Below are 20,744 nucleotides of genomic sequence, written 5' to 3'. Positions count from 1 at the left end.
CTCAAGGCTTCCATGTCGGCAAACCCTTCCGGTTGTTCTGGTTGGTGCGGTTGTTTCGGCTGGAGAAACATTCTGTCTTCATTTTGACAGATGCGGTCGACGTGCCCCCCGCAATTGGCTGGCATGTTTGTAGCGTGCCCCCACAGCAGTTTGATTTCGGCGATCCGCCCATGATCGTTCGAATCCGGATTGCGCTCCTTGCCGCCCCGCTCGATTCTTCTCATGCCCTCGTCCGATCGAATTGACGTTCCCACGGCACCCCCGAGTGCTCTTGGGTACTATCGTCTCAACGAAATGGGACGAATGATCGAAGCCAGTGAGACACTGCTTCGGATCCTGGCAATCGATTCGATCAATGACCTGCTGGCGAAGGGCAACGATTCGACAAAGTCGCCGCGTCAGGTTGCCCCGTGGCATTCGCCCTCGAGTCGCAGCGGCCGCATGTTTCGCGAGTACTTTGATCGCAATCTCCCGATCACCCAGTGCCAATCCAAGGTCCGAGTGGCGGGGCAAACGCGTTGGTTCGTGGAAACACTGATACCAATCCGCAATGGCACCGGGCATTTAGAACAGTGGTTGGGCACCGTGCACGATGTGACGGCGAGCCAGTCTCAAAGCGAAGCGATGCTGGCGTCTGCCAAGGCCACCGCCGCGGCGCGAGAGGTCCAGTTGATTGAACTGTGCGATCAAGTCCGTTGGTCACTGGGACGCGTGCGTGAATCGATCCGGTCGAGTGACTCCGCCTGCATGACCAGCGCTCTGTGCGACACGATCGAGCACCTGGTGGACTTGGAGTCGGAAACGGATTCGACGTTGGATGCTGGCGAGGTGGGCGAACCTGGCAAGCAGGACGCCAGAGAACGGCGGCAAGGGTTTCGACTCTGTGAACTGGTGGAAGACTTGGCGGAATCGGTCGCCTCCGAAATTCACCGCGCAGGTCGCCGGATCACGGTCCAAATCGATCACGGTTTGCCGCCGGTTGTGCGAGGCAATTTGCAAACGATCCATTGTGTTTTGGCAAACCTGTTGCATCACGCTGCCTCCCAAACTGATTGGGGTGACGTCAAAATTGTGGTGGCAAAGAATAACTGTCGGGCAGTCTTTGCGATCCGGATGGCAGGGCATCCTTGGACACCAGAAGAGACGCTGGCAGAACGATTCGACCCGGAACACTTTCCCTCCGAGTGGAAAATCGCATCCCGCTATGCACAACGTTTGCGCAGCGGATTGACCCCGCGATTCTTGCCGTCCGGCTGCCTGGAGGTTTCCTTCGAGACCTCTCTGGTGGAAGACACCGATCTTCAGTCTGACCAACACCCCGAGACCGTGCTTGGCGAACACACTCGCGTGTTGATCGTGACGGCTCACACCGCGACTCGAGATGCACTGACTGAGATTTTGGCAGGTTGGAAGATCGCATCCTCCAACTGTGATGAACTGGATGTTGCGCTGCAGCGGATCCGCATCAATGAGAAAATGGGGCAGAAGTTCGACGCGATTTTGATCGATGAGGCCATCTTTGCGACACGGCAATCGCTTTCGAAGGAAACGCTGGAACTGCTGGCCACCTCTGCCAACATCCGGATTCAATCGCGTGGAACAAAATGCCAATCCAGTTTCCAACAACGACTGCGGACGCCGGATTGGGTTTGGACGGTTTCTGAACCCATTCGGCAAAGTTGTCTTCGCAGTGCAATGATTGGAGCGATCCATTCGGATGACCCCAGTTCCAGCAACAGTTGTGAACAGTGCCACTCGTTGCACTTGCATGACATCGTGGTGAAAGAAACGTCGATCGCGAAAATCGGAGGGCTGTCCACAGCGAATGCATTGGAAGGTGGCGAGAGCACACCCGAATCCAATGCGGAACTGCTGGAGACGTCGATGCTTCTCAGTCTGGAAGCATTGCAGGCCGAATGTGGCGGCGATGCTGCGTTGTCCGCGGTGGTGATGGAGGTGATGTGTGCCTCGATGCCCAAACGCATCGACGAGATCCATTCGGCCGTTCAACGGGGGGACATGGAATCCGTCCAACGTTTGGCTCATCAAATGTCAGGAGCCGCCAAAGATCATTCCTTGACGGCGGTGGCGGACTTGACGACGGAACTGAAGGCTCACGCAATTTCGAGAGACACCCAACGTGTGAACGCTTGCGTGGACGCGTTGGCAGGCCGCGTCACTCAGACGATTGATTTGATGCAGTCGCTGTTGGAGGAATCGTCGTGAGCACGTTCCATTCGGATCCAATGAATGTGTTGCATCAGTTGGATGCTGCCGAGAGTCTGGCGTTCACCGCTGTCTCGCCGCGGGATGCATCTCTGATGACGCCCGATGCCGCGATTGGAAATGATTGCACCGTCCCGGTCGCAAATTGCTCGGACACTCAAACCATTTTGGTGGTGGAAGGTGACGAGGCGACTCGGGAAACGTTGATCCAGATGTTGCAGTACCGACATTACAAGGTTTTGTCATCAGCGTGCGGGCGCGAAGCCATTTTGACGGTCCAGCAACAGCATGTTGACTTGGTTTTGATGGATGTCGATTTGCCGGACCTCGATGGGTTTCGGACGACGCGTTTGCTTCGCCAAATGATGGATTTGTCGCAGTTGCCCATCGTGATGGTGACCTCGGCAAGTGATCCCGACGAAGTCCTCCGTGCGTTTGACAGCGGTGCCAATGACCATGTTTGCAAGCCGCTGGATCCCGCCGCTACGCTCGCGCGGATTGCCACGCAGTTGCAATTGAAATCGGCATTGCAGCGTTTGCAGCAAAGTGAGGAACGGTATGCGTTGACCGCACGCGGCACCAACGACGGGATGTGGGACTGGAACCTCGTCACAGGAGAACTGTATTTGTCGCCTCGTTGGCGTTGCATGGTCGGCCTGGATGGTGCGAGCTGGACCCCGCACGGTTCGGAATGGATGGATTTGATTCACCATGAAGACCGACGCCGAGTGCAGTTGGATCTGGAGGCTCATCTCTGCGGGGAAACGGACCACTTCGAAACCGAACTGCGGATGCAGGATGGAAAACAAACCTACCGCTGGATGCTGTGCCGCGGGTTGGCGGTCAAAGATTCTCACGGAACCGCGTACCGGATCGCTGGGTCGTTGACCGACATCACGGAAGGCAAAGTCGCCGACGCACTGACGGGACTTCCCAATCGAATGCTGTTCAATGACCGCGTGCAGCGCTCGGTTGACCATCAATCCCGCAACCCGCAAAACCGATTTGCGGTCATCTTCATGGACGTGGATGATTTCAAACTGGTCAACGATCACTTCGGTCATGACGCCGGCGATGACTTCTTGGTCAGCATCGCATCTCGGTTGGACACCTCCCTGCGAAAGTCCGATGCCATCATCGCTCGCATGGGCGGGGACGAATTCGCGGTGTTGTTGGAAAACATCCGGCACGTCGATGAAGCCGTTGCGGTGGCGATGCGTTTGCACGAGAAAATGCGGTCCCCCTTTCCGGTGGGCGATCGCGAAATTTTGACTCAGGCCAGCATGGGGATTGCGGTTTCGGAATTTGATCCGGAATCAGGAAAGCCTCAGGCGACGGCGGAAGAATTGCTGGTCCGCGCCGACACAGCCATGTACTTCGCCAAGAACCAGTCGGAGTTGCCGTATGCGATCTTCAACGAGGACATGTTGGCGGAGAACATGCTGCGTTTGGAACTCGGGTCGCAACTGCGGCATGCCCTCGACCGCGATGAGCTGACGTTGTTGTACCAGCCGATGGTTCAGCTATGCGACGGAACGACGGCAGGTTTTGAGGCCTTGCTGCGGTGGGAACACCCCGAGCATGGAACCGTGTCCCCGAACATGTTCATTCCGATTGCAGAGTCCAACGGACTGATCGTCGAAATCGGAAAGTGGGTGCTTCGCAAAGCCTGTCAGCAAGCCAAGCTGTGGCAGGTGGAATTCGGCCGCCCGATCATGATCAGTGTCAATGTCTCGGTCCGCCAACTTTCCGCGTCGGGTTTCGTGGAAGCCGTGAACGAAGCACTGGAAGAAACACAACTTCAGCCCGAGTGTTTGAAGCTGGAAGTGACCGAGAGCCTGTTGATGCAGGACCCCGAGAGCACGATCGAGTTGCTGCATGAGTTGCGAAGGATCGGGCTGACGATCGGGATCGACGACTTTGGGACCGGGTATTCGTCGTTGTCCTATTTGCACCGAATGCCCTTGGACATCTTGAAAGTCGATCGGTCGTTCGTCGATTCGATGTTCGATTCGGACAAGAACGCAGCGTTGATCCGTTCCATTTTGGCGCTGGCCAAAAGCTTGGAATTGAACGTGGTCGCTGAAGGCGTGGAGACGCGCGCCCAACTGCAACGCTTGCAGGACCTTGGTTGCCACTTTGTCCAAGGTTTCTATTTCTCGCACCCGTTGAAACCGGATGCCGCCAGCGAAATGATCAACCACCACTGGTTGTGAATGCTTCGATTGTGACGAATCATTGATCCTCGGATCAGGCGATCGCAGCATCGGCTAAAGCGGGGCTGGCAAATCGCGGCGGGTGAAGACAACCAACGCGATCCCGTAACACGCCATTCCCAGCCCCAACAGCAGCATGGGGTAACCCAGCGGTGGCAACCAACCACCATCCATGGGCACTGAGAGATTCCAGGGGGACCAAAGACTTCCGTCTCGAACCAGCGACGTCATTTGTTGCGGTTTGTAGCAGTTGAAGAAGGACATTCCCTGCAAGAACGCGAGTGGCTCCGCGGCTTTTCCGAGTCCATACATGATCAGCTGGATCACATAGACGGTCATCACGGCGCCGATTGTGCGCCAGCGATATCGGTCCAGACTGCTGAAGCACGCGCTCAAACCAAGCAAGAAGAAACCGAACGCGAACAAGTGAAACACCGAGGCGGTGTAGATCCTCAAGTCCACTCGGTCGCTCATCGGGAAGGAATGTTCCACCGGCGGATCATTCGTCAGTGGCAATTCGAATCCCAGGAACGGGACGCGAACCGAAGGCGGCGGAATCGTTTCGGACAGTGTTGTCAGGTGCACGCCCACGCCCATCCCTGCCCACAGGGCCAGGCACAATGCAATCAACCCGCCAATGCTGACCACGGCGTGCGAGAGCATGAAACGAGCCCGGCTGATTGGTTGGCTGAGCAACATTTCCAGGGTGCCGCGTCCGAGTTCGCCGCTGACCACGTCACTGCCACGGGCGATGCACCAGATCACGGTGCACAGAATCACGATCGGTTCATCGAACGTCATCCCCACGCGGCCTGAATACGTGAACAGCGCATCGAACTCGATGGGAGCAAACTTCTCGTAGTCGCGGAACTGTTCCAGGATGGTTTGGAACTGACCCATGTCCAGCAACTTCACCACCCAGACTCGCACCCATCCAAACGCGAACAAGGCCACCGCTAAAGCTGAAAACAGCAAGCTGGATTGGCCAACGAATTTTCGGATCAGCATCCGGTCGATTCCGATGTCACGCCCATGCATCATTTGTCTCCCTCTGATGTCGGCGAAACGGAAGCTGGCGAAACGGAATCGGTGATAGCAAGCGGTTGAAGTTGCGGGAGTGTTTCGCCCAGGTGCACCGATTGGTAAATGGCATGCAGGCCCAAAGGTTCGATGCGAACTTGTTCGATGGGGAGCGTCGCGAGCCAAGGTAGCACCGGAGCTAAATCACCTGCCGTGCTGATTTGCACGCGGTCGTCGGTTTGGGTGATCCCGCCAATCCACTCGGCGAGTTGGGGAGGGATTGAAATCTCGTCAGGGAATGCATCCGTGCGTCGCGCAGTCACGCGATGTCGCTGGAACAAATCTTCCAGCGCCAACTCATGGGCCATCTGGCCTTTGCGAAGGAACGCGACTCGATCGCAGGTTTGTTCGATTTCACTGAGCACGTGCGATGAGAACATCACGGTTCGACCGAGCGTTTGTTCGGATGACACCAAGTCCAGCACCGTGGCTCTCACCGTCGGATCCAAATTCGCGGTGGGTTCGTCCAGGATCAACAAGGGCGTGCGGGGACCTAAGACGACGGCCAAGGCGAGTTTCTGACGCATGCCAGTTGACATGAAGGCAACGCGGCGGGAGAGATCAAGTTCGAGTTGATCGGCGACGTCGAAGGAGCGTTTGCGATCACCCGAGGGATGCATTTCCGCAAAGAATTCCAGCAGCCCCTTGCCTCGCATGTGCCGTGGTAATCGAGCGTCACCGGGCAGATAGGCGACCTGTCGTCGAACGGCCACGGAATCGTCTGCCGGGTCCAACCCGTCGATCGTGCAACTTCCTGAGGTCGGGTGCAAGTACCCGAGCAGTGTTCGAATCAGCGTGGTTTTTCCCGCTCCATTTGGTCCCAGCAACCCAAACACTTCTCCGCGACGCACCTTCAGGCTGCAGTTGGACAAGGCCGTGAAATCACCGTAGCGTTTGGTCAGATTTTCGCAGCGAACCAAATCGCCCGTGTGGGGGTCAGAGAGAAGTGCGTCGGACGGTTTCAAAACGGCGGTCACTGGCGACTTGTGGAATTTGATTGAGAGGACGAAACTTGGACGCTGATAGATCGGCGAGGGATCGAATTCAAATGGGATTTGGCACCGCATTGTCGATTGTTGTCAATCAACACCTGGGGCACATCCCGTTCACCAACCAACTCGACGGAATAGCATGACGGAAAACGCAGCTCAGAACGACCCGCCAACGCCACTTGCCCTTCCCAGGGGAATTCGTTTTGCTGGAGCAGCCGGTGGAATCAAGGCCAGTGGGAAACCGGATGTTTCGCTGATTGTCACGGATCGACCCGCCGTGATGGCTGGAGTCTATACGACGAACCAGATCGTTGCCGCGCCCGTCGTGCTGACGCGGTCGAAAACACCGACGTCGACTGGACGCGTGGTGCTGACCAACAGTGGCAATGCAAACGCCTGCACAGGCGAACCAGGCATGCAAGACGCCAAAGCGATGTGTGACTTGGCGGCGAAATTGACAGGGTGCGACGCCAGTGATGTGATGGTGATGAGCACCGGCGTGATCGGGCAACCGTTGCCGATGGAAAAGGTCCGAGCGGGAATCGAAGACGCAGCGGGCAAACTGGGGGATTCGGAAGCCGACTTTTTGGCTTCGGCCGATGCTATCTGCACCACCGATCAGTTTCGAAAGACGGTCAGTCAAACCGTGGTGCTGCGAGGTCACGAATACCGGATCGCCGCGATGTGCAAAGGTGCGGGGATGATCGCTCCCAACATGGCGACCATGTTGGGCGTCGTGATGACCGACGCACCGATTGGTCCCGATGCTGCGCAGGCTTCGCTGAAACTGATCGCGAATGAAACCTTCAACCGAGTCAGCGTGGACGGTCACACCAGCACCAATGACACCGTGATGCTGGTGTGCACGGGAATGTCGGAATCCGACGGCATTGAAGAATTTGGTCCGGATGAGCTGGCGGTGTGGCAAGAAGTTGCCACGCAAGTCGCTCTGCAACTGGCGAAGATGCTGGTGGCCGACGGGGAAGGCGCGGCTCGCTTTTTCGAGGTCCGTGTTTCGGGCGCAGCCAACGACGAGGACGCCCTGGTGATTGCGAAAACGGTCGCGGCCAGCCCCTTGGTGAAGACAGCCATCACGGGTGGCGATCCGAACTGGGGCCGGATTGTCTCGGCGGCTGGTTACGCGGGTCCCAAGATTCAACCGGAGCGGACCTGTCTCGTGATGGACGGTGTAATGGTGTTTGAAAATGGAACGCCACTTTCGATCGACGCCGCGAAATTGAGCCAAGCGATGAAGGCGAATTCTGAGGTGCTGGCAGATTTGAAGGTCGGCGACGGGACGGGCAAGGCGTCTTTCTGGGCCAGTGATCTGACCGAGGCCTACGTGCGTTTCAACTCGCTCTACACGACCTGAACGGGGTTTGAAAGAACGCAGGTTGCCACCCACCCTCTCTCCGTTTGGTGCCACCCACCAACCCGACAATCTGTCCATAGTGTCCATAGGGTGCCATCCACCTTGATTTGACTTTGCAGGGGCGATGCGTACGATGCCTTTGTCTTCCAATTCCCCTGGAGAACAGAGCCATGCCGCGTCCCCAGCGAAGCGAACAGTTCGATGCGAGCGAAGTTGGGATCGTGCACGTGGTCCAGCGATGTGTGCGACGGGCCTACCTCGCAGGTGCCGACCAGGTGACTGGCAAGGATTACTCGTTCCGCAAAGAGTGGATTCGCCGGCGGATGGAAGCTCTGGCCTCGGTGTTTGCTGTGGATGTGCTTTCCTACGCGGTGCTGAGCAACCACATGCATCAAATTCTCCGCAACCGGCCCGATGTCTGTGCTCAGTGGAGCGACGAGGAAGTGGCGATTCGCTGGCTGCGTGTCTTCCCTGGTCGGCGTCTCGAGGAACACTTGGCCGAGCCCACTGAAAACGACGTTCAGATGCTGGTTCGAAACAAGGAGCGACTGGCTGAAGTCCGTTGCCGACTGTCGGACATCTCCTGGTTCATGAGGGCTTTGGCCGAGCCAATTGCCCGAATGGCGAACAAGCAAGACGAGTGCACCGGCAGGTTTTGGGAGGGACGCTTCAAGGCACAGAAAATTGTCGATGAAGCCGGCTTGCTCGCCTGCAGCATGTACGTGGATCTGAACCCGGTGCGGGCGGCAATATCGACCACGGCCGAGACCAGTCCGCACACCAGTGCCTACGACCGGATTGAAGCTCGCAAGGGGGAACGAATTCCTTCGGCTGCGTTTGATCTCAAACCGATTCCAACGGAAGAGGCGGGACGCGAAATCCGAGAAACACCGGTTGAGGTGCTCCAGCAGAAACGCAGGGCGGAGCGACGCAATCCATCGGGCAAACGCATTCGCCGCGACGAATGGTTGAGTCCACTGACGCTGAACGAAACCAAACTGTCCACCGAACCGCAAGTCCACACGAAGGGGCTCCGCAGCAGCGATCGCGGATTCTTGAACATCCGCTGGAGCGACTACAGACGATTGCTGGACTGGACAGCGGCGCAGTCCGTCGCCGTTCGAGTCGCTGAGCTGCCCAAGCGTCTCGCTCAAACGCTGTCGGAGGTCGGAATCGACGCTTCGATGTGGCGAGACTTGGTGTGGGACTGGCAGAAGTACTTTGGCAGAACCAGCTGCATCGGTCGTCCTGAATCGATGAAAGCGGATGCCGAACGAACCGGCCGCCACCACCACCGAGGCCAGGTCCAAGCCGCAGCCTGCTTCGGTTGAGCAGGCCCGAAGCAATTACCGGCCTTCACCGTGGTGAATGAGACGACGGAACAGTTGGGGACAACGGTTCCGTCTCTGCTGCGCACACTCGACCGCAGTCGCGAGTGTGGAGCCTCGAGGAAGGCGGACCGGCGAAGCTCGCCCCACTGACGTAACCAACTTCCACTCTCGCACGGATCGTCAAGGTGGCTGGATCGTCAAGGTGGCTGGCACCATCCGGGAAGAGTGTTTGCTGGGTGCTGAACTGGTCGTTCCTCCGCCCCAGAGCGTGACACTCGTGAGAGCGATTCACCCTCTTAAAGTGAGCCCCTACGCGATTGGCCGGATTTGTAGCTGGGGCCCTTCTCCACACACTTCTCTGACGCAGGTGCACACATGGAAAATCTCTTCGGACGATGGGCCGAGGGCCGTCAAGCCTCTAGTCGCAAAGCATCCACCTCCAAGAAGAAGACACACAAACGCAAGCCAACTCGTCGTCGTTTAAAACCTGAGTCGCTGGAGGCTCGGCAATTGCTGGCCGCCAACATCTTTCAAAACGACGTGCTGCCTCAACACCTGAATGATGACGGACTTGTCTCCCAAGTCGACGCATCGAGCATCATCCATCGTATGAACCGCCAATCCCAAAGTGGCACGACAGACAGCGTTCGACGGCGAGATCATGCTCACGATGAGATGATGGAGACCAGTGATGAAGTCGATTTGCCCGGCGACGACACCTCCGACTTGCCCAGCGATGTTCCAAGCGAAACCCTCGAAGGCTTGCCGACCGAATATCGGTCCATCGACGGTTCGGACAACAATCTCGAGAACACTGAACTCGGTACCGCGGGGACTCAACTGACCCGCGTTGCCGACAGCGACTATGCCGATGGAATTTCAGAACCCGCCGGCGAAGATCGTCCGAGCGCACGTGAGATCAGCAATCTTCTTGCGACTGACGAAGAACTCATCAGCGATCGCGACCTGTCGGCTTTTGTTTATGTTTGGGGTCAGTTCATCGACCACGACATCTCTCGCACTCCTTCGGGCGAAGAGTCATTTGACATCGAGGTTCCCATCGGCGACGAATACTTCGATCCGTTCGGAACGGGAACCGAAACCATCTCCTTGACTCGCTCGACCTACGATTCGGAAACCGGAGTCGACTCCGCTCGCGAACAAATCAACGTCATCACGACTTGGATTGATGGATCGGTGATCTACGGATCAGACGACGCCACCGCGACCGCACTGCGAACGCTTTCGGGCGGTCTCTTGAAAACCAGCGAAGGTGACTTGCTGCCATTCAACAATGCAGAAACCTTCCCGGACGGAACGCTGACGATGGACAATGACGCCGGGATCGTTCCCGACGATGAACTGTTTGCCGCAGGAGACGTTCGAGCCAACGAAAACATTGAACTGACGGCAATCCAAACGCTGTTTGTTCGGGAGCACAATCGACTCGCGGAAGAAATCGCCGCCGCCGATGCGACCCTTTCCGACGAAGAAATCTACCAGCAGGCTCGGGCGATCGTGGTCGCTGAACTGCAAGCGATCACCTACAACGAATGGCTGCCAGCAGTCCTCGGCGAAGATGTACTCAGTGACTATCAAGGGTATGACTCGTCCGTGGATCCAACGATCGCCAACGAGTTCTCCACCGCTGCGTTCCGATTTGGACATAGCTTGCTGGGCGATGATGTCGAATTCCTCGACAACGAAGGGAACGAGATCGCCGAAGAGCTTCCACTCAGCCAAGCGTTCTCCAATCCAGAGGCTGTGTCCGAGAACGGGATCGATTCCATCATCAAGTACCTGGCGGCAGATCCTTCGTCGGAACTGGACATTCAAGTCGTCGACAGCGTCCGCAATTTCTTGTTTGGCCCTCCCGGTTCCGGTGGATTCGACCTGGTCAGCCTAAACATTCAGCGGGGCAGAGATCACGGGCTGTCTGACTACAACACAACCCGAGTCGCGTACGGTCTGGATCCGGTTGAAAGCTTCGCTGACATCACCTCCGATCCAGATGTCCAGGAAAAACTGGAGCAACTTTATGGCTCCGTTGACGATATCGATCTCTGGGTAGGTGGCTTGGTCGAAGACCACGTCGAAGGTGGCAGTGTGGGGGAAACATTTCAAACGATCATCACGGACCAATTCGAACGACTTCGCGACGCAGATCGATTTTGGTACGAGAATACGTTTTCGGGATCCGCCTTGGCTGAAATTCAAGGCACCACACTGGCTGACATCGTCGAGCGAAACACGGAGCTCACCGATCTCCAAGACGACGTGTTCTTCTTCAGCTCGTCGATCTCAGGCACGGTCACAACGGAAGCCAGCGATCGAAGCGTCTCCAACGCTAAGAGCAGGTCCAACAACAGCGGAACTCCCGAAGGAGTCCCTGGTCAAATCGTTCAGCTGGTCAGCGACGGCGAAATCGTTGCGGAAACGACAACCGATGCCGACGGGCAATACAGCTTCGATGTCCAAGATGGGCTGAGGACGGGCGAATACGAAGTTCACGTGATTTCACAAACAGATGACGTTGCCACCACGATCGCTGTCGAAGCCGTCGCAATCACAACCGGAGATGTCCATCTGCAGAACATCGACTTCTCAATCAGCGTCGACGACAACGACCCAACAATGGATCAAGACAACTCCCCCAAAGGCTTTGACCATGGTTCCGATTCCGGCCCACGATCAGAACCCGGACCACAATCGAAATCGGACCAAAGATCAGGCTTGGGTCAACGTCCCGGAATCGGCTCTGGAAACGAGCAACCCGGCCGTGGCAACCAGAGCCTGGGACATTCGCTGCGTCCTGACCTAGTCGATCCATTCTTCAGCGGTCGAGACGACACCTTCAGGAACCGCTCCAGATAGCTTTGGGAAGAACTCGACGAGCACGACACGCAACCGGCGGATCATTGGAATCGGTTCGCGTTGCGTGTCAGCAAGTCGACATCCAACAAAGGCATAGCCGGTTGACTTTCACCGGTGGATTGGCCGAAGCGGTGAGGCCTGATTCTACTCGTGCTTCTTTAACTCTTGATACATGTTGTACCGCTCAGGGAACAGGACGTTCGTCTCCGTCGCCCAAGCTTCCCAAGCCGAAATCATTCGATCACGCCGATCGGACTCCGCTGTCGACCGATCATCCAGTTCCGTCCGATCTCGCGCAATGTTGTAGAGCTCCCAAGGCTTCTGGTATTCGCGGACCAGTTTCCAATCCCCATCTCGCATCGCCGCGTTTCCTTCGTGCTCGAAGAAAATCGGCGTGTCATGAATGGGCCCCTTCGCTCGTTCAGAATCTCCTGTGAGCGAGTGCGCGAACGAACTGCCTTGGCACGGCGGAACATCACCAGGCATCTTTGCGTCAGCAAGATCCACACACGTCGCCATGATGTCTGGCAAATAGGCCGGTTGTCGCACAAAGGAATTGCGGCGTGCTTCCGGAATGCCTGCAGGCCAATGAGCAATCAACGGCGTGTTGGCTCCGCCTTCGTGCAAAAAGTGCTTGTACAAACGAAACGGGGTGTTGCTCGCGTTTGCCCATGCCAAGCCTTGACGCACCCCGTTGGTCGTTTCCAAAGGAGGATTGCGGACCATCTTCTCATCGCCAAATCCCAATCGCCCGCCTTCCTGACAAGCACCATTGTCAGACAAGAACAGAATCAACGTGTTCTCGTATTGGTCGACCGCTTTCAAATGAGCGACCAACTTGCCGATGTTCTGATCGATGTTGTCCACGCATCCGGCATACGCCGCCATGATCGCATCCAAATCGTCTCGTTTCTTTTCCTTCAGTGAATCCCAAGCTGGCCCCACATGCGGTGCTGGTTGCACGGATTCATCGAACAAACCAATCTCGCGCTGTTTCGCAAAGCGTTTCTTCATCAACGCTTCCCAACCATCTTTGTAGCGACCGCGATACTTCTCAAAATCCTTGACCTTCGCATTCAACGGCCAGTGCGGTGCGTTGTAAGCCAAGTATAGAAAGAACGGTTTGTCGTCCGCCCGCGCCGCATCGCTGATGTACTGGCAAGCAATGTCTGTGAACGCATCCGTCGCGTAAAAGCCATCTTCCGTTTGCACAGATTGGTTGCCATCAGTCATCCCACGATCACCGCCTGGTTTGAAATAGTTGAACGCGCCGCTGATGCCACCATAAAAGCGATCGAAACCTCGTTGCATCGGCCAATCATTCTGATTGACATGCCCCAGGTGCCACTTCCCCGTCATGAATGTGTGATAGTCCTTCGACTTCAACACTTGTGGAATCGTCACACACGTTTCATTCAAATGCCCTTGGTAGGCGGGCGGAGCATTCAACACTTTGCCAGGAGGAGCGGTCATGTGACCGATCCCAACTTGATGAGGATGCAAGCCCGTCATCAAACTCGCTCGCGTTGGGCAACAACGCCCCGAATTGTAAAACTGAGTGAACCGCAATCCATCCGCTGCCAAGGCATCAATGTTCGGCGTTTCAATCTCACCTCCATAGCACCCCAGATCCGAAAACCCCATGTCATCCACCAAAACCACGACGATGTTGGGCGGTGAGTTCCCCGCGGCACTTCGTTGAGACAATGCAGTGACGACGAACAAACAAGCGACAAACGCGAGGCAAGGTGCCATGACAACACGATTCATGCGGACTCGATCTAGAGTGTGAGAGGGTTAGGAGGGGCGTCAGGCGACGCATTGGGTGGGCAAAATCAGGAACGCTTCGGCGTCATACCGCAGAAGAACATTTCTGACCGAGGCAATCGCAACGAAAAAATGCGGCACGTTCCAACACCTGCTGCGATGCAATTTCCGCCGAACGGATGAACCGAACCGATCGACTCGATTTCATCGGACGCGTCATTGTAAACTATCACCGAATCAGATTCTTTGTCACGCAGCCGATTCTTCCTCTCCCCCCATTCACTCTCCACACCATGAACCAACTCTTTGCCCGCCTCGCGGTCGCGATGCCCTTGGCAATCGCAACCTTGGCAACCGTTTCTGCAGAAGACTCTTCCGCCAGCAAGGACTTCCCAGCCAGCACGGTTGCACAGCTCGTCCAGGACGGCATCCAAGCCCAGAAATGCCCCGGTGCCGTCGTGTCAGTCAATTTTCGCGGCCAAACCATCTACCAAGCGGCCTTCGGAAACCGCGAGCTCGAACCGCAACGAAAGCCGATGACCGTCGACACGGTCTTCGATTTGGCGTCGCTGACCAAACCCATCGCAACCGCCACCAGCGTGATGATCCTCGCCGACGAAGGCAAACTGTCGCTCACCGCCCCCGTCAGCGAATACCTGCCAGAATTCGCCGTCCATGACAAACAGTCGGTCACCATCGAACACCTTTTGCTTCATACCTCCGGATTGATCCCCGACAATGGCATGTCGGACTACCAAGGCACGCACGCGGAATCGATCGCCAACCTGATGTCGCAAAAACTTCGCAGTCCACCTGGAACACGTTTTCGTTACTCCGACGTCGGCTTCTTGGTGCTGGGTGAACTCGTCCATCAAGTCTCAGGCATGCCGCTGGACCAATTCACCCAGAAAAGAATCTTTGCCCCCCTCCAAATGAACGACACTGGCTATCGATCAACTGGTGAGAACGATGATCGATGCGCCACCACTCAACAACGCGAGGGACACTGGATGCGAGGCGAGGTTCACGACCCGCGCGCCTACGCCCTCGGCGGAGTCGCTGGTCACGCAGGATTGTTCAGCACCGCAGACGACCTTTCCCGGTTCGCGAACGCGATGGTCAACGCTGGGCAAACGAACGACGCCATTCAAACCAACCAGGTGCGTTTGTTCTCAAAGGCAACCTTCGAGGCCATGACTTCGCCGATCGAAGTTCCGGGCAAATCAGCCGACCAAATTCAATTCCGAAGCCGAGGCTGGGACAAACGCTCTGCGTACTCTTCCAACCGAGGCAAATCGATGACCGACGCTGCGTTCGGACATGGTGGATTCACCGGCACCGCCCTGTGGATCGATCCAGAGCTGAAACTGTCGGTCATCTTTCTCAGCAATCGCGTTCACCCCAATGGGAAAGGTTCCGTCAATTCGCTCGCGGGTGAAATCGGAACCATCGCCGCCGACTGGGCCGCCCAACAACTTTCAATCTCCGAGGAATCCTCCACGCCCCACCCAGTCGCCGGCAATCAATGACGCACTCATCCGCCCAACAGCGAGCAAGCGATTCGCATCTGATCTTCGCAACAGGTGCCTGCTCGCTCGGGCAAGTCTTGATCGCCGGTAGCAACATTGCTGACGTTGGCGTCCGCGTGAGCTTCCTTTCTCTCGGTGACAACCGAGCTTCGATGCTCGCTGAACTGGCGACTGCACATCCAAAACAAAAACCGGTTGAAACCGATGCAGCGTTTCAAGCCGAACTGGCCGCGGTCATACGATTCATCGAACAGCCGGCAGAGCCTCTTCGCCTTCCCATGGAACTCCATGGCACCGAATTTCAGAAGCAAGTCTGGACCGCTCTCGCGCAAACCAAGCCCGGCGAAACGATCACCTACCGCGAACTGGCCGACCGAATCGGCTCCCCCGGATCCAGCCGCGCGGTGGGTTCTGCGTGCGGTCAAAATCAAATCGCCCTGGCCATCCCCTGTCACCGCGCCGTGCGTTCGGACGGCAAGGACTCCGGCTTTCGCTGGGGGCTGTCACGAAAACGAGAACTTTTGCGACGAGAAAGGCTCGCAAGCATTGGAACCACCGCGTCAACCACACACCAGCTTGATCTGGCGGGTTTCGACGTTCTCCCGACCGAACAGTCTTCCGCAACCAACACGACCAAAGCACTGCCATGAGCCAATCGACTACCGGCAGCGGGTTCAGCCTCAAGGACCAACTCTTCAATCGTGACCGCATCGACTTTTTGAGCGGGCTCTTCCAAGCCTCCGACTGCAACTTCGATGGCAAAGCGTTCACTCGTCAATGCATGCATGGCCTCAAAGACCTCGAACTGAAACAACGCATTGCGCACATTGCGGTCGTGCTCGAGAAACACCTCGCCGTTGATTTCCCCACCGCAGCCAAACAGATTCGCGAGGCGTTGCCGCCGCCACTGGATCCCCAACTCGCAGACAACGACTTTGGTGACTTCATCCTGGCTCCGCTTGGCGAATACGTTGTTCGCAACGGCCTGGAACGAAAGCATCTTCGGAACTCGCTGAAAACACTCAAAGCCATCACGATGCGGTTTTCGATGGAAGACAGCATTCGTGCCTTCCTCGACGCTCATCCTGAGTCAACGCTGACCGAACTGTCCCAATGGTCCACTGACTCGAACTACCACGTCCGGCGTTTGGTCAGCGAAGGCACCCGGCCGAAATTGCCCTGGTCGCGTCGCTTGAGCATCGATGTCACCACGCCACTGCCATTCCTTGACACACTGCACGCGGATGCGACGCGTTACGTCACACGGTCAGTCGCCAACCATCTCAACGACATCTCGAAATCACACCCAGAACTCGTCCTTCAAACCCTTCGCAATTGGAAATCCGCGGAGAAGCAATCTCCCCAAGAGCTCGATTGGATCAATCGCCACGCTTTGCGAACACTGATCAAACAAGGACACTCGCCAGCGTTGAAGTTTCTGGGGTATCGACACGACCCGAAAATCGAAGTCTCGGACTTTGAATTGAAGAAAGCCGAACTCCAACCGGGCGACACGATCGAATTCTCGTTTTCCATCACCGCCAAAAGATCCGAAGCACTGATGATCGATTATGTCATCGACTTCGTCAAAGCCAACGGCACCACGGCTCCCAAAGTCCACAAACTCAAGAGTCTTTCAGTCAACAAGGCAGAAGTGATCGCACTGACCAAACGCCATCGGCTTCACGCCAACGCGACCACCTACAAACTTTACCCCGGACGCCACGCGATCACCTTGCAAATCAATGGCAAACCCTATGGCAGACGTTCTTTTGAACTTCTTGAGGACACTTAAGCAGGCCGGCAGGAATGATCGGGCATAATCATGTGAGCCGTTTGGGCGTTGGCCCCGGTTGTACGTGGAAGCAACCACGCTTGCCAAGACATTTCAAATGCCGAAAGACTCCTGCCGACCTGCTTAGGAATCACTCATCATTGACTTCGTCTTAGCGGAGTGGCGCAAACGGCCTCTGTTCCTTCCGCGATCATTTGGAAAGGACCGAAGTCGTTTCTGAACGTTCCCTCATCGATCAAGCCTTCCCACAAGGAAGGAAAACCCCCAGCCTCCTCAAAGACGAAACTGGCGGCAACCAATGAAATCACTCCGATTTTTTGGAGGCTTCCGCTTTCAATTCTGCACCACGAGCTTTGCCGCTTTTGCCGGCCCCAGCCATCGCTTCCGCCATTCTCCTTTGGACTTCCTCTGGAGACGCCGTCGTCTTCGCGTGTTCGCCCGCGTCAAAGATGACCTCCGCTTTGTTCTCGGAACCGCAGCCTGCCAGTGAGAGGCAAGCGAGAGTCATGATCAAGCCGATGAATGTACGTGTCATATTAGGATGCCAAAAAATGAGATAACAGCAAAGCACAAATCCGCCAGCGAACCAACAGCAACGCCGGACGGATTGATTCAGATACATGTTCCTGGAAACGCGATCAGGAACGAACAGACCAAACGTTCTCAGTCAAGTGAGACGATCTCGCCGTTGGCCTTGGTTCCCAGTGCTCCCCATAGCCCAAACGGGCTGCCGACCCCTTGGGTCTGCCAGGGATCGACAGGTTTTGCGTCGGAGTTCCCTGCCTCGATGGACTCCGTGATGAACTTGACCGCCCCGTCCCCCATGACAACATGGACACCACCTTGGTGACGACTGGATGCAGTGAAGTTTCCGGACTGGTCGTAAGTGCTCATCCAATTTCCAACCGGTGCCTCCTGACAGATCTCACTGTTGGGCGGCAAGATCGTCTGAAAGCCCGTGTGGATTTGAAATCCGTTGGACCACTGGAAACCACGTACAAAACGAGGCCCATTCGTCGAGTCCGCATCCGCTGGAGTCTGCACAGCAGCACTCCAAAACGATGGCCGTTCGGGATCAAGCGATGAACGACAGGCGAGCGCCGTGTTGGGAACTCGCAACCCGTTGGCTTCCTGAGTGGTCGATGTTCGAGCATCACGATCACCTAAGTCCGTCGCGATTTCACCGAGCATGATCGTGTTCGACAAACCATCCAAGATGTCTCGGAACTTGGTTGAGGAACGCGCATTGAAGAAACCACGCAACGTCCCCTTGAGACTGGGCCAACCTGCCGGAGTCTGAAAGTTATTCCAAGCAGCGTAGATCCCGTTGCTGTTGTAAATCGTGTCGCCTTGGTTCGCTGCATAGTTTGTCCGGCCGTACGCTGGTGCTCCCCTGCCGGGATCGCTCGGACATCGCAACGCCGACAATTCGGTGACCCATGGGGGATACAGCGGTCGGTTATCAACCACAGGTCCCATGGCTGGCCACGAAGGTGACCTGACCGTTCCGTCAGAATTGACCGCCAACGGATTGCTGATCTGCTCCCACAAAGCTTGCTGTTCAATGAAGGGCAAAACACCCACCAAAAAACTGAGCTGCAAATTATTGTGCCCCTCGTAAGTCCCTGGAGGCCACGTGTCGTTGACGTTGCTCGTCCCGCCACGCTGCTGTGGAAGACGATTGTAAGCAGAGTGGTAGTTGTGCAACGCCAGCCCCAACTGCTTCATATTGTTGCTGCAACTCATTCGCCTTGCAGCCTCTCGAGCCGCTTGAACCGCTGGCAACAACAGACCGACGAGCACCCCAATGATGGCAATTACCACCAACAGCTCGACTAAGGTAAAACCATCCTCACTTCGGTGTCTTGAACGAAGATTCATCAATACTCTCGGAAGCATAAGAAATGAACAACAGGGGAAAAAGCAACCACCTGACAGAATCAGTGCGGCTCGTTCCCATTGAATTCTTTTGCCTTCCGCCAAAGACAAAACTCTCATGAAATCCTAGGTGCATCCTGCAATCCGTCAAGCATTTACCCATCGTTGGAAATCAAGAACCTCATGAATCGATAGTCTAATCGTTGGGGGAAGAAGCCCCACCTGTCGTCAATAAGAGAGGTCGAGAAGGAACGATCAATTACCTATGCAGAAGCATCCCTTGCGGTGCTTCGCGCAAAGCGTTCCTAACGCAAGTGGGTAGGACAGATGACCGCCGGTCCACGGCACCCGACGGCCAGGGAGCGTTGATTTGCTGAGCCGTTTGGGCGTTGGACTGGGTTCCACCACCACAGAACCGGGCCAACGTCCAAACGGCTCACGGCTCACATAAAGAATCGAAGGCCGGCTGAATCGACAGTTCGCTTGCATTGTTCGGCAAAACATGTCCCAACTCCCGGACGACTCCTTCGTCCGCACTGGCCAACATGGCAACGGGGAAAACCTCGACGTTCACGGCAGGCCAGAATGGCCGAAACCGATTCCCGCTCAATTCACTGAGTCGCCAGGATCATGACGCAACGCCAAAGACATCGAGTGGGTCACCGGACAGGAATTGAACAATTGCACCTAACAACAAACCGGCTGACAAATTCCATTCGGATCCGTGACTGGCTTTCACTCGTCACCCTTGAAACGAAACGGCTCACCACCGATAAGCTGATCGCTTGTCATCGTTGGACAAACGTATCGCTCGATGTGAGAGATCACTCGCCGGGTCCCTTCAAAGTGACTGACGTAGGGCCACATCATTGGGTTGTACATCGAGTCCGTCATGTCTCGCATCAACACAACCTTTTTTCCGTTGCGAGCCATTTGTCGCAGTCCAAACGGGCGACCAAGCACGCACATGTTGGTGTGAACACCTAGCAGGATCACGTTGTCAATGTTCTTGGATTCCAAGACATTCCAAACCTCGTCACCTTGGTCCGTGATGAAGTCCACGGATTCGTCGATTTCGATCGTGTCCAGCTGCCGTTGCCAAGGCCGTTTCGGATCACGGCCGATCGACTCGAGCTTCGCTGCCCATTCGGCGTGCTCTTTGGGATCATCGTCTTCGCCGCCATCCGACTGATCGACCGGGTATTCGGCATCTTCCTCCGCGGGAATCGTGTAGCACCACGACTCGATCTCCTTGGGCAGGTTTGTCGCGGCAGGCGCAATGACCGCACGCTTTCGAGCCGGACTGTCTTTGTAAAAATCGACGCAATCGCTGGGTGAATGAATGATCGTCACACCGCGCCGCCGTGCTTCCGCGATCACCCTGTTCATTGTCGGCGCCATTTCATTCAGACGACCGACCGCATTGAAGCAATGATGATAGTCCCAGGCATCGCAAACGATGATGGCGGTTTCGGCTGCCTTCCATGACTCCTTCTGATGTTGCATGACAAACTCGCCGGCATCTGACTTGGATTGCGACTGAAGCCTCAACTCCAAACTCGATTGCCCGCTCGCCACTTGGCATGTGAGCACTCCGGCGAACGCAACAACCAACGCAACAGTCTTTGTCATTTGATCTCTCCAAGTCGTGATGTGGGCCCCGTATCCTACTCCTATTCAGTTC

At 56.2% G+C, this 20,744-nt stretch carries 14 protein-coding genes; 8 read left to right on the top strand and 6 right to left on the bottom strand.

The window, feature by feature from the left end; translation table 11 throughout:
* Window positions 1-222: 222 nt before the first annotated feature.
* Together RISK_RS19585 and RISK_RS19580 are read left to right on the top strand one after the other, a co-directional pair.
* Window positions 223-2,226: an Hpt domain-containing protein gene (locus RISK_RS19585; RefSeq protein WP_047816018.1), complete on the top strand. Its 2,004-nt coding sequence runs from the start codon at window positions 223-225 to the stop codon at window positions 2,224-2,226.
* Window positions 2,223-4,442 (top strand): GGDEF/EAL domain-containing response regulator, encoded by a 2,220-nt coding sequence (locus tag RISK_RS19580; RefSeq protein WP_047816017.1) that lies wholly within the window; start codon window positions 2,223-2,225, stop codon window positions 4,440-4,442. Before RISK_RS19585 ends, RISK_RS19580 begins: the two co-directional genes overlap by 4 nt.
* Window positions 4,443-4,496: 54 nt before the next feature.
* Here the strand turns inward: RISK_RS19580 and RISK_RS19575 are convergent, their stop codons facing one another.
* Window positions 4,497-5,480, bottom strand: a complete 984-nt coding sequence (locus RISK_RS19575) for an ABC transporter permease subunit (protein WP_047816062.1) — start codon at window positions 5,478-5,480, stop codon at window positions 4,497-4,499.
* A complete protein-coding gene (locus RISK_RS19570) occupies window positions 5,480-6,499 on the bottom strand; it encodes an ABC transporter ATP-binding protein (protein WP_047816061.1) in 1,020 nt (339 codons plus the stop codon). The genes RISK_RS19575 and RISK_RS19570 overlap by 1 nt, the downstream gene beginning before the upstream one ends.
* A 154-nt stretch (window positions 6,500-6,653) precedes the next feature.
* Between RISK_RS19570 and argJ the strand changes: the two genes are divergently transcribed.
* From argJ to RISK_RS19555, 3 genes are all read left to right on the top strand, one after another.
* Window positions 6,654-7,886 carry a bifunctional glutamate N-acetyltransferase/amino-acid acetyltransferase ArgJ gene (gene argJ / locus RISK_RS19565; protein WP_047816016.1) on the top strand — a complete coding sequence of 411 codons (1,233 nt, stop codon included), beginning with the start codon at window positions 6,654-6,656 and terminating at the stop codon, window positions 7,884-7,886.
* Window positions 7,887-8,056: 170 nt separating this feature from the next.
* Window positions 8,057-9,217, top strand: coding sequence for a hypothetical protein (locus RISK_RS19560; RefSeq protein ID WP_047816015.1), 1,161 nt, complete (start codon window positions 8,057-8,059; stop codon window positions 9,215-9,217).
* 375 nt (window positions 9,218-9,592) lie between these two features.
* On the top strand, window positions 9,593-12,091 hold the full coding sequence (locus RISK_RS19555; protein ID WP_047816014.1) for a peroxidase family protein: 2,499 nt from the start codon (window positions 9,593-9,595) through the stop codon (window positions 12,089-12,091).
* Between the two features lie 144 nt (window positions 12,092-12,235).
* Here the strand turns inward: RISK_RS19555 and RISK_RS19550 are convergent, their stop codons facing one another.
* Window positions 12,236-13,861: an arylsulfatase gene (locus RISK_RS19550; protein WP_047816013.1), complete on the bottom strand. Its 1,626-nt coding sequence runs from the start codon at window positions 13,859-13,861 to the stop codon at window positions 12,236-12,238.
* 290 nt (window positions 13,862-14,151) lie between these two features.
* On the opposite strand from RISK_RS19550, the gene RISK_RS19545 reads away from it, so the two are divergent.
* From RISK_RS19545 to RISK_RS19535, 3 genes are read left to right on the top strand one after another with little or no spacing between them, the layout of a single operon-like run.
* Window positions 14,152-15,387 (top strand): serine hydrolase domain-containing protein, encoded by a 1,236-nt coding sequence (locus RISK_RS19545; RefSeq protein WP_047816012.1) that lies wholly within the window; start codon window positions 14,152-14,154, stop codon window positions 15,385-15,387.
* Window positions 15,384-16,037: a methylated-DNA--[protein]-cysteine S-methyltransferase gene (locus tag RISK_RS19540; protein WP_047816011.1), complete on the top strand. Its 654-nt coding sequence runs from the start codon at window positions 15,384-15,386 to the stop codon at window positions 16,035-16,037. Before RISK_RS19545 ends, RISK_RS19540 begins: the two co-directional genes overlap by 4 nt.
* Window positions 16,034-17,182: a heat domain containing protein gene (locus RISK_RS19535; protein WP_047816010.1), complete on the top strand. Its 1,149-nt coding sequence runs from the start codon at window positions 16,034-16,036 to the stop codon at window positions 17,180-17,182. Before RISK_RS19540 ends, RISK_RS19535 begins: the two co-directional genes overlap by 4 nt.
* A 304-nt stretch (window positions 17,183-17,486) precedes the next feature.
* Here RISK_RS19535 and RISK_RS19530 read toward each other — a convergent pair whose 3' ends face one another.
* The 3 genes from RISK_RS19530 to RISK_RS19520 all read right to left on the bottom strand — a co-directional run bounded on the left by RISK_RS19530 (window position 17,487) and on the right by RISK_RS19520 (window position 20,692).
* On the bottom strand, window positions 17,487-17,717 hold the full coding sequence (locus RISK_RS19530; RefSeq protein WP_047816009.1) for a hypothetical protein: 231 nt from the start codon (window positions 17,715-17,717) through the stop codon (window positions 17,487-17,489).
* A gap of 128 nt (window positions 17,718-17,845) precedes the next feature.
* Complete coding sequence (locus RISK_RS19525) at window positions 17,846-19,063, bottom strand: DUF1559 domain-containing protein (protein WP_047816008.1); 1,218 nt, start codon at window positions 19,061-19,063, stop codon at window positions 17,846-17,848.
* Window positions 19,064-19,795: 732 nt separating this feature from the next.
* The gene (locus tag RISK_RS19520; protein WP_047816007.1) at window positions 19,796-20,692 is read right to left on the bottom strand and encodes a cysteine hydrolase family protein; all 897 of its coding nucleotides are present in this window, start codon (window positions 20,690-20,692) and stop codon (window positions 19,796-19,798) included.
* Window positions 20,693-20,744 lie beyond the last annotated feature (52 nt).

Origin of the sequence: Rhodopirellula islandica (assembly GCF_001027925.1) — a bacterium.
Lineage (GTDB): Bacteria > Planctomycetota > Planctomycetia > Pirellulales > Pirellulaceae > Rhodopirellula > Rhodopirellula islandica.
This window is presented reverse-complemented; position numbering and strand designations above follow the sequence as displayed.

What these genes read in the sequence shown, in the direction of transcription:
- RISK_RS19585 (WP_047816018.1), top strand. Translation starts at nt 223, where the DNA reads ATGCCCTCGTCCGATCGAATTGACGTTCCCACGGCACCCCCGAGTGCT.
- RISK_RS19575 (WP_047816062.1), bottom strand. Translation starts at nt 5,480, where the DNA reads ATGCATGGGCGTGACATCGGAATCGACCGGATGCTGATCCGAAAATTC.
- argJ (WP_047816016.1), top strand. Translation starts at nt 6,654, where the DNA reads ATGACGGAAAACGCAGCTCAGAACGACCCGCCAACGCCACTTGCCCTT.
- RISK_RS19560 (WP_047816015.1), top strand. Translation starts at nt 8,057, where the DNA reads ATGCCGCGTCCCCAGCGAAGCGAACAGTTCGATGCGAGCGAAGTTGGG.
- RISK_RS19555 (WP_047816014.1), top strand. Translation starts at nt 9,593, where the DNA reads ATGGAAAATCTCTTCGGACGATGGGCCGAGGGCCGTCAAGCCTCTAGT.
- RISK_RS19550 (WP_047816013.1), bottom strand. Translation starts at nt 13,861, where the DNA reads ATGAATCGTGTTGTCATGGCACCTTGCCTCGCGTTTGTCGCTTGTTTG.
- RISK_RS19545 (WP_047816012.1), top strand. Translation starts at nt 14,152, where the DNA reads ATGAACCAACTCTTTGCCCGCCTCGCGGTCGCGATGCCCTTGGCAATC.
- RISK_RS19540 (WP_047816011.1), top strand. Translation starts at nt 15,384, where the DNA reads ATGACGCACTCATCCGCCCAACAGCGAGCAAGCGATTCGCATCTGATC.
- RISK_RS19535 (WP_047816010.1), top strand. Translation starts at nt 16,034, where the DNA reads ATGAGCCAATCGACTACCGGCAGCGGGTTCAGCCTCAAGGACCAACTC.
- RISK_RS19530 (WP_047816009.1), bottom strand. Translation starts at nt 17,717, where the DNA reads ATGACACGTACATTCATCGGCTTGATCATGACTCTCGCTTGCCTCTCA.
- RISK_RS19525 (WP_047816008.1), bottom strand. Translation starts at nt 19,063, where the DNA reads ATGAATCTTCGTTCAAGACACCGAAGTGAGGATGGTTTTACCTTAGTC.
- RISK_RS19520 (WP_047816007.1), bottom strand. Translation starts at nt 20,692, where the DNA reads ATGACAAAGACTGTTGCGTTGGTTGTTGCGTTCGCCGGAGTGCTCACA.